The organism is Cupriavidus consociatus (assembly GCF_017814975.1).
In the GTDB taxonomy this organism is placed as follows: domain Bacteria; phylum Pseudomonadota; class Gammaproteobacteria; order Burkholderiales; family Burkholderiaceae; genus Cupriavidus; species Cupriavidus consociatus.
The window spans coordinates 167,055-179,594 of the sequence record NZ_JAGIQA010000003.1 but is presented as its reverse complement, the minus strand read 5'-3'; the positions used below and the strand labels follow the sequence as shown (position 1 = coordinate 179,594).

General features: G+C 66.6%; 11 protein-coding genes. 8 read left to right on the top strand and 3 right to left on the bottom strand.

Features of this window, described 5'->3' with window-relative positions:
• The first annotated feature begins 18 nt into the window (after positions 1 to 18).
• Genes J8I82_RS05950 through J8I82_RS05940 form a run of 3 tightly spaced genes read left to right on the top strand, consistent with a single transcriptional unit; the run spans position 19 to position 3,589 of the window.
• Complete coding sequence (locus J8I82_RS05950) at positions 19 to 1,002, top strand: Bug family tripartite tricarboxylate transporter substrate binding protein (protein ID WP_336620891.1); 984 nt, start codon at positions 19 to 21, stop codon at positions 1,000 to 1,002.
• 29 nt (positions 1,003 to 1,031) lie between these two features.
• Entirely contained in the window at positions 1,032 to 2,114 is a 1,083-nt protein-coding gene (locus J8I82_RS05945; RefSeq protein ID WP_209755301.1) for an asparaginase, read from the top strand.
• A gap of 26 nt (positions 2,115 to 2,140) precedes the next feature.
• Positions 2,141 to 3,589 carry an N-acyl-D-amino-acid deacylase family protein gene (locus tag J8I82_RS05940; protein WP_209755299.1) on the top strand — a complete coding sequence of 483 codons (1,449 nt, stop codon included), beginning with the start codon at positions 2,141 to 2,143 and terminating at the stop codon, positions 3,587 to 3,589.
• Between the two features lie 12 nt (positions 3,590 to 3,601).
• Here J8I82_RS05940 and J8I82_RS05935 read toward each other — a convergent pair whose 3' ends face one another.
• Positions 3,602 to 4,459: a LysR family transcriptional regulator gene (locus J8I82_RS05935; protein WP_209755297.1), complete on the bottom strand. Its 858-nt coding sequence runs from the start codon at positions 4,457 to 4,459 to the stop codon at positions 3,602 to 3,604.
• Between the two features lie 129 nt (positions 4,460 to 4,588).
• Here J8I82_RS05935 and mdtD point away from each other — a divergent pair, with 129 nt between their 5' ends.
• Both mdtD and J8I82_RS05925 read left to right on the top strand, forming a co-directional pair.
• Positions 4,589 to 6,001: a multidrug transporter subunit MdtD gene (gene mdtD, locus J8I82_RS05930; protein WP_209755294.1), complete on the top strand. Its 1,413-nt coding sequence runs from the start codon at positions 4,589 to 4,591 to the stop codon at positions 5,999 to 6,001.
• A 155-nt stretch (positions 6,002 to 6,156) separates the two neighbouring features.
• Positions 6,157 to 6,639 (top strand): VOC family protein, encoded by a 483-nt coding sequence (locus J8I82_RS05925; RefSeq protein ID WP_209755292.1) that lies wholly within the window; start codon positions 6,157 to 6,159, stop codon positions 6,637 to 6,639.
• Between the two features lie 20 nt (positions 6,640 to 6,659).
• Here the strand turns inward: J8I82_RS05925 and J8I82_RS05920 are convergent, their stop codons facing one another.
• Together J8I82_RS05920 and J8I82_RS05915 are read right to left on the bottom strand one after the other, a co-directional pair.
• Entirely contained in the window at positions 6,660 to 7,667 is a 1,008-nt protein-coding gene (locus J8I82_RS05920) for an AraC family transcriptional regulator (RefSeq protein ID WP_209755290.1), read from the bottom strand.
• Between the two features lie 60 nt (positions 7,668 to 7,727).
• A complete protein-coding gene (locus J8I82_RS05915) occupies positions 7,728 to 8,762 on the bottom strand; it encodes an AraC family transcriptional regulator (protein WP_209755289.1) in 1,035 nt (344 codons plus the stop codon).
• Positions 8,763 to 8,954: 192 nt separating this feature from the next.
• On the opposite strand from J8I82_RS05915, the gene J8I82_RS05910 reads away from it, so the two are divergent.
• From J8I82_RS05910 to J8I82_RS05900, 3 genes are read left to right on the top strand one after another with little or no spacing between them, the layout of a single operon-like run.
• Positions 8,955 to 9,935 carry a quinone oxidoreductase family protein gene (locus J8I82_RS05910; protein WP_209755288.1) on the top strand — a complete coding sequence of 327 codons (981 nt, stop codon included), beginning with the start codon at positions 8,955 to 8,957 and terminating at the stop codon, positions 9,933 to 9,935.
• 12 nt (positions 9,936 to 9,947) lie between these two features.
• A complete protein-coding gene (locus J8I82_RS05905; protein ID WP_209755287.1) occupies positions 9,948 to 10,796 on the top strand; it encodes a TauD/TfdA dioxygenase family protein in 849 nt (282 codons plus the stop codon).
• 23 nt (positions 10,797 to 10,819) lie between these two features.
• On the top strand, positions 10,820 to 12,466 hold the full coding sequence (locus tag J8I82_RS05900) for a fatty acid--CoA ligase (protein WP_209755579.1): 1,647 nt from the start codon (positions 10,820 to 10,822) through the stop codon (positions 12,464 to 12,466).
• Positions 12,467 to 12,540: the final 74 nt, after the last annotated feature.

Here is a 12,540-nt window from a genome sequence, read left to right as displayed (position 1 = left end):
AGAAGTGAGTCGATGCCCATGAAACAACTAACCCGCCGCGAGGTGCTGAAGCTCGGCATCGCGGCGGCGTCCCTTGGCATTTCCGGGCTGCCGCGTGCCGCCGGCTGGCCCGGCCGCCCGGTCAGGCTGGTGGTGCCGTCGGCCGCGGGCGGATCGCCCGATGCCATCTGTCGTCTGCTGACGGAAGAACTGTCCGTTTCACTGGGCCAGTCTTTCATCGTGGACAACAAACCTGGCGGCGCGGGCAACGTGGGCATGGTCGACCTGGTCAATGCCGCGCCGGACGGCTACACCATCGGCTATGGCAACGTGGGCACGCTGGCCATCAACAAGGCCCTGTTCAGGAAGCTGCCCTATGACCCGGACCGGCAGCTCGTGCCGGTCGCGCTGCTCGGCTATGTCCAGAACGCGCTGGTGGTGCGCAAGGATCTTGGCGTGAGCAATGTCAAGGGACTCATCGCACTGGCGAAGTCGAAGCCTGGCATGCTCACCATGGGCTCCGCCGGTAACGGCACGACCGGACACCTGAGCGGGGAACTGTTCAAGGCCATGACCGGCAGCTCGATGACGCATGTGCCGTATCGCGGCAGCCCGCAAGCCATCCAGGACCTGATGGGCGGGCAGGTGGACCTGATGTTCGACAACCTCAGTTCAATCTCGCCGCATATCAAGGCTGGGCGGCTCACGGTGCTGGCCGTGACTGGCGCGCAACGCAGCCGCCTGTTTCCGGAGACGCCGACGATCGCCGAATCGGGCGTGCCGGGCTACGACATCGTGGCCTGGGGCGGCATTGTCGCACCCGCCCAGACGCCAAGGGCCATCGTCGCGCAGCTGAACAGCGTCATCAACACCGTGCTGGCGAAGCCGTCTGTCCGTGAAAGGTATGCCGCCATCGGCTTCGAGACACTGACCGGCGCGCCCGAGCGGCTGACCGAACGCGTCGCGCGCGAAACCCCGCTCTGGGCCAGCGTAGTGCAGCGCTCCGGTGCGCAAGTGGACTGAGCACCGACCCTCCCAACCGACTGGAAATCATGAAGACCTCATTTCGCGCACTGCTGGCGTGGTTCGCCGTGACAAACATGTTCATTCTTCCCGCCGCCGCCCAGCCGGCAAAGGAATCGCAGCAGCCGGCCGGCGCCGCGCCCAGGCCAGGCGTGGTCATCCTTGCCACCGGCGGCACCATTGTGAGTTCGACACGCTCGCCGACCGACATGGCCAACTACAGCGGCCAGCTGGCTGGCGTCGACAGCCTGCTGAAGGCGGTGCCCCAGATCCACAACTACGCCAACGTGCGGGCCGAGCAGATCGTCAATGTCGGCAGCAACGTCATCACCAGCGAGAACATCCTCAACCTCGCGAAGCGGGTCAATGCGGTGCTGGCGGAGCCGGACGTCGCCGGTGTCGTGGTCACGCACGGCACGGACACGATGGAGGAAACAGCCTATTTCCTGAGCCTGGCCACGCGGTCCAGCAAGCCCGTCGTCGTGACGGGTTCGATGCGCCCCGCAACGTCGCTCAGCGCGGACGGACCGGTGAACCTTCTCGATGCCGTCATGGTGGCCGCCGACCGGGATTCGCGCGACCGTGGCGTCATGGTGGTGATGAACGACCGCATCAGTGCGGCGCGGTACGTCACCAAGATGAACACGCTCAATGTTGATGCCATGGGCTCCGTCGAGCAAGGCTACCTCGGTGCCGTGGCAGGGGAGCGGGTGATCTACTACTACGAGCCGGCGCGCGCCAAGGGCGAGCTGTACTTCGACGTCTCGGGCGTCACCAGGCTGCCGCGTGTCGAGCTGGTGTACCGCTACCAGGGGCAGGAAATGCAACTGGTGCGCGATGCGGTGAACGAGGGCGCGCAGGGCGTGGTCATCGGCTTCACCGGCAACGGCAATGCCAGCCCGGATCACGAAGCGCTGATCCGTGAGTTCGGCGGCAAAGGCATCCCGATCGTGCGCGGCTCGCGCGTGGTAAGCGGCATCGTGACGCCGAAGGTCTCGGGGAGCATGGCGGCCGGCGCGCTGACGGCGGCCAAGGCGCGGATCCTGCTGATGCTGGCGTTGACCAGGACCAGGGATATCCGGCAGATCTCCGACTTCTTCGCGCAGCAATGAAAGCCAATGACGAGCGGGGCGACTGAATGAAAACCATGCTGGATCTCATCATCGAAGGCGGCACGGTGATCGACGGGACTGGCGCACCGCGCCGGCAGGCGGATGTCGGCATCGTCCAGGGCCGCATCGCCGGGCTCGGAGATCTTTCGGGTGTGCCTGCCAAAGAGCGCTTCGATGCGCGGGGCCGCATCGTTGCCCCCGGCTTCATCGATGTCCACACGCACGACGACCGGCTGCTGCTCGATGCCCCCGCAGGCCCGCATCCCAAGCTGTCGCAAGGCGTGACGACGGTCATCACAGGCAATTGCGGCATCAGCCTGGCTCCGCTGCATGCCGTGGCCGCGCCGCCGGCGCCCCTTGATCTGCTGGGAGCCGACGCCTGGCGCTACGGCCGCTTCGGCGATTACCTGGATGCGCTGGAGCAGTCCGGCCCGGCGGTGAATGCCGCCTGCCTGGTGGGCCACACCACGCTGCGCGTGCGGCGCATGGACCGTCTGGACCGCGCCGCGAGCGCGGATGAAGCGCGGCTGATGGCACTGGACCTGTCCATGGCGCTGGAGGCCGGCGCCATTGGCATGTCTACCGGGCTCTATTACCCGCCGGCACAGGCCGCCAGCACTGACGAGGTCATCGCGGTGGGCGCGCCGCTGACGAACGCCCGGGGCATCATCACCATGCATATCCGCGACGAGGGCGATGCCATCGACAGCGCCCTGCGCGAGGCGCTGCTGATCGGACGCGCCCTTGGCATCGACACCGTGCTGTCGCACCACAAGCTGGTCGGCAAGGCCAACCATGGACGTTCGGTGGAGACGCTGGCGCTGATCGAAAACGCGTCGCGCAGCCAGCCGGTGTGCCTGGACTGCTATCCCTACAATGCCTCGTCCACCATGCTGCTGCCCGGCCGCGTGGCGCAGTCGGACGATGTGCGGGTAACCTGGTCGAAGGCGGATCCAGCCGCCGCAGGACGCTCGTTGTTTGCCCTCGCACGCGAGCGCGGCGTGACGCCTGAAGAACTGGCGCAGACGCTGCAGCCGGCCGGCGCGATCTACTTCGCGATGAGCGAGGACGACGTCAGCCGCATCCTGCAGCATCCGCTGACCATGGTCGGGTCCGATGGGCTGGCGCATGACGTGAGCCCGCACCCGCGTCTGTGGGGCACGTTTCCGAGGGTGCTGGGGCACTATGTGCGCGAAAGGCGCATCCTTGCGCTGGAACTGGCGGTCCACAAGATGACCGGATTGAGTGCAGGGCGTTTTGGCCTGGCAGGGCGGGGGGTGCTCGCGGAGAACGCGCACGCCGACGTCGTCGTATTCGATGAAGAGACCGTCAGCGGAGCGGCGACTTACGAGAACCCGACTGCAGTCAGTACCGGCATTCTTGCGGTGTTCGTCAATGGCAGGCTTGCCTGCCGGAACGGCGGGACGGTCGATGCGCACGCCGGCAGGGTGCTGCGGCATGGTCGCTCGGACTGAACGCCATGGCGTTCAGTCCACCCGCCCCGCGCGCAGGTCGCTCTTGCGGATCAGCTGCTGCAGCGTCTCGGCAGGGCGCGTCAGCCGCCGCGCCGCCAGCGTGATGAATTCGATGCCGGGCAGCGGCGGCAGGGCATCGACGTTGACCGGGGGCACCAGCCCGCCGCCGGTCAGGTTCTGCGCCCGTACCGTAATCCCGAGTCCGCCGCGCGCCGCCGCTATGCAGCCCGAATGACTGCTGCTGGTGCAGGCCACCCGCCAGCGCCAGCCGGCCTTGGCCAGCGTGTCCAGCACTACCGAGCGGGTCACGCTGGGCTCGTTGACGAGGATCAGCGGCAGGGGCTGGCCCACGTCGACCACGGTGCCGGGCCGCGCCAGCCATTCAAGCTGGCCCAGGAACAGCGGCACGCCCCGGCGCTCGCCTTCGCGGCGCTTGCCGACGATCAGGTCGAGCGTGCCGGCCTCGATGCCCTCGTACAGCTTGCTGGTCATGGCGATCGTGATCTCGAGCTCGACATCCGGGTGCGTGGCCCGGAACGCCGCCAGCAGGTTGGGAAGCGGCCCCTGCGCCAGGTCTTCGGAGGTACCCAGCCGGACCCGGCCCTGCAGCCGCGGACCGCTGAACTGCGCCTCGGCGCGCGCCAGCGATTCGAGGATCAGCCGCGCATGAACCAGCAGCGCCTCGCCGTCGGGCGTCAGCGACAGGGAGTGCGTGTCGCGCACGAACAGCCGCCGGTTCACGCTCTGTTCCAGCCGGCGGATGTGATCGCTGACCGATGACTGCGACAGGCCGAGCAGGCGTCCGGCGTCCGTGAAGCTGCGCGCCGTGGCAACCGTGGCGAAGGTCTGGATCCATACGGGATTGAGCATCGCGGCATTGTCATCGGATTTTCCGATGACAGTCAATAAGACCAGACGGGTTCCCGATGAGGCGGCCCCTGCGTAGCATCCAGGCAGCTGTCCGGAGTTCTCCGGCCACGCCTCACCGAAGACCCCCTCATGCATACCGTCTCAGCCCCCGCCGCCGGCCAGGATTTTTCCCGCAAGGCCATGCTATGGATCGTCTTTGCCGGTTTCTTCATGCAGACGCTGGACACCACGATCGTCAATACCGCGCTGCCCTCGATGGCGCACAGTCTCGGCGAGAGTCCGCTCGACCTGAAACCGGTGGTAGTGGCCTATACCCTGACCATGGCGATGCTGACGCCGGCCTCGGGCTGGCTGGCGGACAAGTTTGGCACGCGGCGCGTCTATTTCAGCGCCATCCTGATCTTCGTGCTCGGCTCGGTGTTCTGTGCCGCCGCCTCGACGCTCTCGCAATTGGTGATCGCGCGCGTGCTGCAGGGCATCGGCGGATCGATGCTGCTGCCGATCGGCCGCCTGGCCGTGTTGCGCAATGTCCCGGGCGAGCAGTACATCGCGGCGCTGGCCTTCGTCTCCATTGCCGGCCAGGTCGGGCCGATCTTCGGGCCGGTCCTGGGTGGATGGCTGGTGCAGGGCGCCTCGTGGCACTGGATCTTCCTGATCAACGTGCCGGTGGGGATGGTGGGCCTGTTCGCGGTGCGCCGCTATCTGCCGCGGGGTGAGGCGGGCACGGCGCCGCCATTCGACTGGATCGGCTGCGGGCTGCTGTCGCTGTGCATGGTCACGTTCTCGCTGGCGCTCGAGAACGGCGCGCATAGCCCGTGGAGCGCGTTGCTGGCCGCTGTCAGCATTGGCAGCGGACTGCTCTATATTCCGCATGCCAGGCGGCACGCCGAGCCGCTGTTCCGGCTGGCGCTGTTCCGCGAACCGAACTTCAGCGTCGGCCTGATCGGCAACCTGGTGTGCCGGATCGGCTCGGGCGCCGTTCCGTTCCTGCTGCCGTTGCTGTTCCAGTTGCAGCTCGGCTATTCGCCATTTCATTCGGGCCTGATGCTGCTGCCGATCGCCATCGCGGGCACGATTTCCAAGCGCTGGATCGTGCCGCTGGTGAACCGGTTCGGGTACGACATGTTCCTGCTGGTCAACACGTGGATCGTCGGCGTGTCCATTGCATCGTTCGCGGCCATGTCGCCGGGCTGGCCGCTGGCGCTGTCGATGCTGCAACTGTCGGTCTTCGGCTGCGCCAATTCGATGCAGTTCGCCGCGATGAACAGTGTCACGCTGAAGGGCCTGTCGCGCGAGGACGCCGGCAGCGGCAACAGCCTGTTCTCGATGGTGCAGATGCTGGCGATCGGACTGGGCGTGACGATCGGCGGCGGACTCGTCAGCGTGTTCTCGGCCAAGCTGGGCACGGCGGCGCCGGCCTACCGGCTCGCCTTCCTCGGCATGGGCCTGGTTACGGTACTGTCGGGACTGGTTTTCCGCCGCCTCGATGCCAGGCAGATCAATCCGAAGTGCGTGAAGCGCGAGGCGGTGCAGGGACGCTAGGGCCTGCTTGTGGCGTTCACGGCATGTTGGGGATGCGGCGAGATAGGTCTAATATCGACGCCTGAGGCGGACGACCGGCATACCGTGTCCGGCCGGCGCTCTTGAGTGTTCGATGACCACGGATGCCCCGTGCTCACCCTTCCAGGAGACACAACATGCCGAGCAAGAATACGATCTGTTTGTGGTACAACCGCGACGCCCTTGACGCCGCGAACTTCTATGCCGAGACCTTTCCCGACAGCGCTGTCACGGCCGTGCATCGCGCCCCCGGCGATTATCCCGATGGCAAGGAGGGCGATGTCCTGACAGTCGAGTTCACCGTCGCCGGCATTCCCTGCATTGGCCTGAACGGCGGTCCCCATTTCAAGCACAGCGAGGCCTTCTCATTTCAGATCGCGACGGATGACCAGGCCGAGACCGACCGCTTGTGGAATGCGATCGTCGGCAATGGCGGCCAGGAAAGCGAGTGCGGCTGGTGCAAGGACCGCTGGGGAGTGTCGTGGCAGATCACCCCGCGCGCGCTCACCGCGGCGTACACCGATCCCGATCGCGCGGCCGCCAAGCGCGCGTTCGACGCCATGATGACGATGCGGAAAATCGATATCGCAAAAATCGAGGCGGCCCGGCGTGGTGCATGATCCGGTTGCCGGTCCCGCGCCTACGCCCGCTGGGCCTGTTGCGACCGCCACTTCGACACGCTGCAGCCAAACTCGCCGCTGAACCAGCGCGAAAACGTGCTCAGTGAAGTAAATCCCAGCAGCGTCGCCACCTCCGACAACGGCCTGTCGGGGTTCTCGATATAGCCCACCACCAGCCCCGCACGTACCTGGTTCAGGATCTCGGAATAGCTGGTCTGGTCGCGCGCCAGGCGGCGGTGGATGGTGCGCCGGTCCACCCCCAGGTGCTGGGCCACCCGGTCGACCGAGCACATGCCGGTTGGCAGCAGCACGTAGACCAGCTTGCGCACCTTGTCCGGCGCGGTCGCATTGGCCTGGGCCAGCAGGCTGCCGAGGTAGCGCTTGACCTGGCCGGCCATCGCCGGGTCGTAGGAGGGCAGCGGGGCCTCGAGGTCGGCGGCGACGCAGACGATGCCGTCGAAGTCCTGGTTGAACAGCGGGTCGATGCCGAACACGCGCATGCAGGTCGCCGCGCTCGCGGGTGCCGCGTGGGTAAAGCAGATGCTGCGCGGGCGCCACGAGGTGCCCAGGAACAGGCTCAGCATGCGGAACATCACGCCCACGGCGAGGTCGGTGGCCTGGCGCAGCACGCCGGACTCCTCGCTCAGGACCTGGAGCCGGATGATGACCAGTCCTTCGGATTCCTCCAGGCGCATGGCCAGTGATTCGTTCTGCAGGCCCATGTATCGCACCATGGACTCCAGCGCGCGGCGCAGTGTGGGCTGCTCGCGCACCACGAAGGCCAGCGGCCCGAGGTTCGAGAACTGGCGCAGCTCCGCCATGCGCAGGCCGAAATCGTCCACCTGCGCGGCACGTGCGGAGGAATCCAGCAGGCGTCCCACCAGCGCGGCGGGAATGCGGATATCGGGATCGAGCAGCACGTCGCGGCTGATCTTGGCCGCGCGCATCTGCTGGTGTGGATCGAGGCCAACGGCACGAGCCACTTCGACATAGTTGGTAAGGCTGGCGCTGCGCAGGTAGTAAGACATCGCGTTACGTTATCCAAGTGTCGCGAAATGCAAGCCGAGGGCCTTCTAAGGGCTGGCCGCTCATCGTTGCACGGCTTCAGCGCCAGCAGCGCTTGTGTTGCCGTTTGCGTGCCGCCGGCGCCATGCCAGCGGCGGTTCACCGAACTGGATCGAGAACCAGCGCGTGAACGTGCTGGCCGAGCTGTAGCCCAGCAGTTCCGCCACCCGCAACATCGCGTAATGCGGGTTCTCCACATAGCGCAGCGCCAGTTCGCGCCGTACCTCGTTGAGGATGTCGGTGAAGGTTTCACCGGCTTCATCGAGCTGGCGCTGCATGGTGCGCAGGCTGAGTCCCAGTCCCTGGGCCACGCCTTCAGAGGTGGCGCGGCCCATCGGCAGCATCAGGTAGACGGCATTGCGTACGTCCCGGCCGATGCTCGGCGCGTTGAAGCGCGGCAGCGTGTCGACAAACTGCTGGGCATAGCGCGCCATGGCCGGATCGCCAGTCGGGTTGGGCGCGTCGAGGTCGGCTGCCCGGCACACGATGCCGTTGAATTCGCTGTCGAACTCAAGCGGGCAGCCGAAGATGCGCCGGTGGACCCGCAGGTCATCTGGCGCCGCGTGCGTGAAGTTGATGCTCAGCGGGCGCCAGTGCGAGCCGAGCAAGGCCCGGCACAGGCGGAACACCACGCCCAGCGCCAGTTCGGTGCCCTGGCGCGAAGGCTGGTCAAGCACGATTTCCTGGCGGATGATGACCGCGCCGCCAGCCTCTTCCAGCAGGATCGACACCGATTCGTTGACCAGGTGCCGGTAGCGGATGATCGTGGCGAGCGCGGCGCGCAGCGTGGGCTGCTGGCTGATCAGCAGGCTCATCACGCCAAAGTCCGACAGCTGCCGTGATTCCGCCATGCGCAGGCCAAAGGTCGGGCAGTCCGCGGCCTTGGCGGCGGCTTCCAGCAGCGTGGCGCAGGCGCCCACCGGGATGCGCTGGTCCGGCTCCGCCAGCAGCGCCCGGCTGAGCCTGGCGGTGCGCAGCAAGGGCTGCGTATTGAGGCCGAGCGCGCCGGCCACTTCAAAGAAGTTGGTCAGTGCAGCCGCACGTACCAGGGTGTCCAAGGTTGTCTCCCGCTTATGGCGGCTGGCCCTCGGTAAGGCCGCCGCATTGTCTTTGCAGCGGCATGATAGGCGGGCTTGGCATGAAATGCAAAGCCGCTGGAGCCTATTGCAAAGCCAACGGGGCCGCTGCGACCTACATTGCATGCATGCGCGGCACACACCGGTGCCGCAGTGATCCAAGGAGACAAGTGCATGGCAAAGATCGTCCGCATGTATGAGACTGGCGGCCCCGAGGTATTGCGTTATGAAGACGCGTCGGTGGGAGAGCCCGGCGCAGGGCAGGTGCGCATCCGCCACGTGGCGGTGGGCCTGAACTACGCGGACACCTACTTCCGCAATGGCACCTACCCGGTGCCGCTGCCGTCCGGCATGGGCGTCGAGGCCGCGGGCGTGGTCCAGGCCATCGGTCCGGGCGTGACCAACGTCGCCGTGGGGGATCGCGTCACGTATACGGGCTTCATCAACACGCTGGGCGCCTACAGCACCGAGCGCCTGGTGCCGGCGGCACCGCTGATCCGCCTGCCGGATACCATCGGCTTCGAGACCGCGGCGGCAATGACCATGCGCGGCCTGACCTCAGCGTACCTGATGCGCCGCATCCATGCGTTCAAGGCCGGCGACGCCATCCTGCTGCATGCCGCGGCCGGCGGCGTCGGACTGATCGTCTCGCAATGGGCCAAGCTGCTGGGCCTTACCGTGATCGGCACGGTGTCGAGCGAGGCCAAGGCCGAAGTGGCGCGCGCCCATGGCTGCGACCACATCATCAACTACAGCCATGAAGACGTGGCCAAGCGCGTGCGCGAACTGACCGACGGCGTCGGCGTGTCGGTGGTGTTCGACAGCGTCGGCAAGAGCACCTTCGCGGCATCGCTGGATTCGCTGCGGCGCCGCGGCACCATGGTCTGCGTCGGCACCGCCTCCGGCCCGATCCCGCCGTTCGACCCGGTGCTGCTGGCCATGAAGGGTTCGCTGTTCCTGACCCGGCCGGCACTGGCCGACTACATCTTCGATCCGGCAGAGAAGGCACAGCTGGCCGGGGAACTGTTCGATCACGTCGGCTCGGGCCGCATCCGGATCGAGATCAACCAGCGCTACGCGCTCGAAGACGCGGTGCAGGCGCACCACGACCTGGAGTCGCGCAAGACCACCGGTTCGTCGATCTTTGTCATCTGAGGAGCCAATGCCATGCGAGTCCAACAACTCACTTGCGCGCTGGGCGCCGAACTGAGCGGCGTCAACCTGGCCGATGCCGTGCGCGACGACGCCTTGTTCGCCGAGATCCGCGCATTGCTGCTGCAGCACCGCGTGCTGTTCCTGCGTGACCAGAAGCTCAGCCGGGCCGAGCATGTTGCCTTCGCCAGCCGCTTCGGCGAACTGGAGGATCATCCGGTGGCCGGCAGCGATCCGGAACACCCGGGCCTGGTGCGCATCTACAAGACGCCCGACCAGCCGAACGACCGCTACGAGAACGCCTGGCACTCCGACACCACGTGGCGCGAGGCGCCGCAGTTCGGCGCGGTGCTGCGCTGCGTGGAATGCCCGCCGGTGGGCGGCGACACCATGTGGGCGAACATGGCGCTGGCCTACGAACGGCTGCCCGACCACGTCAAGGCAGAGATCGCCGACCTGCGCGCGCGCCACAGCATCGAAGCCAGCTTCGGCGCGGCCATGCCGATCGAGAAGCGCCTGGCGCTGAAGGCGCAGTATCCCGATGCCGAGCATCCGGTCGTGCGCACGCACCCGGACACCGGCGAGAAGGTGCTTTACGTCAACGCCTTTACCACGCACTTCACCAACTACCACACCGCCGCGCGCGTGCGCTTCGGGCAGGACGCCAATCCGGGCGCCGCCGACCTGCTGCGCTACCTGGTGAGCCAGGCCTATATCCCCGAGTATCAGGTCCGCTGGCGCTGGGCGCCCGACAGCATGGCGATCTGGGACAACACCGCGACGCAGCATTACGCGGTGATGGATTATCCGCCGTGCCACCGCAAGATGGAGCGGGCCGGCATCATCGGCACCAGGCCGTACTGAACCCTGGATTCGAGCAAATGAACATGCAAGACAACCTGATCACACCGGCCAAGTCGGCCTACGCCTATCCGCTGCTGGTCAAGCAGCTGCTGACCAATGCCCTGAGCCTCTACGGCGACCAGGAGATCAGCTACCGCGGCGAGATGCGCTACACCTTCCGCGATTTCCGCCACCGCATCGGCAAGCTGGCCTCGGCGCTGGCTGCGCTGGACATCCGCCACGGCAGCACCGTGGCCGTGATGGACTGGGACAGCCACCGCTACCTGGAATGCTATTTCGGCGTGCCGATGATGGGAGCGACGCTGTTCACCGTCAATGTGCGGCTGTCGCCCCAGCAGATCCTGTACACGCTCAACGATGCCGGCGCCGCGATCGTGCTGGTGCACCCGGACTTCCTGCCGGTGATCGAGCAGATCCGCCCGCAGCTCACCGGCAACCCGCGCTTCGTGCTGCTGGCCGATGGCCAGGACGTGCCCAAGTCCAGCGTGCCGTTCGCCGGCGAGTACGAAGCGCTGCTGGCGCAGGCGCCGGCAGACTTCGAGTTCGCGGACTTCGACGAGAACACCAAGGCGGCCACCTTCTATACCACCGGCACTACCGGCGATCCGAAGGGCGTCTGCTACAGCCACCGCGAGATCGTGCTGCACACGCTGGCATCGGCGACGAGCCTGTGCTCGCCGCGCGAAGGGCAGCGCATGCATCGCGAGGATGTCTACATGCCGATCACGCCGATGTTCCACGTTCTGGCGTGGGGCATTCCGTATGTTGCCGTGATGCTGGGGCTGCGCACGGTGCTGCCGGGCCGCTACGTGCCCGACCAGCTGCTGAAGTTGCGCGACACCGAGAAGGTCACGTTCTCGCACTGCGTGCCGACGATCCTGCAGATGCTGCTGCAGGCCTGCGCCGACGGCAAGCCGGACCTGTCCGGGTGGAAGATCATCATCGGTGGCTCGGCGCTGCCGCCCGCGCTGTGCGAGGCGGCGCTGGCTCGCGGCATCGACATCTTCGCCGGCTACGGCATGTCGGAGACCGGCCCGATCGTGTCGCTGGCGCAGCTGCCGCCCGGCTGCGTGCCGAAGGACCGAGCCGAGGAAGTCCGCATGCGTTGCTCCACCGGCCGTCCGGTGACGCTGGTGGACTACCGCATCGTCAGCGAAGACATGGAGGACCTGCCGCGCGACGGCAAGAGCCGCGGCGAGATCGTGCTGCGCGCGCCGTTCCTGACCAAGGCGTATTTCGGCAAGCCGGCGGCATCGGAAGACCTGTGGGCCGGCGGCTACCTGCACACGCAGGACGTCGCGGTGATGGGACAGGACGGCTTCGTGCAGATCGTCGACCGCATCAAGGACGTGATCAAGACCGGCGGCGAGTGGGTGTCGTCGATCGAGGTGGAGAACCTGATCACTGAAGTGCCCGGCGTGCTCGAATGCGCGGTGATCGGTGTCCCCGATGCCAGGTGGGGTGAACGGCCGATGGCATTCGTGGTGCGCAAGCCGGGCGCCAACGTGGATGCGGAACAGGTCCGCGGGCACCTGCTGGGACACGTCGAATCGCAGCGTATCAGCAAGTACGCAGTGCCCGAAGCCGACCGCATCACGTTCGTCGAGGCGATCCCGAAGACCAGCGTCGGCAAGATCAACAAGAAGCAGCTGCGGGAAGACGTAGCCTGAGAGGGAAGGTAAGGAGCTTGGCGCCAGTCCTCAGGCGGGGACTGGCGCTTTTTTTTATTCAATGCCGGAAGGAC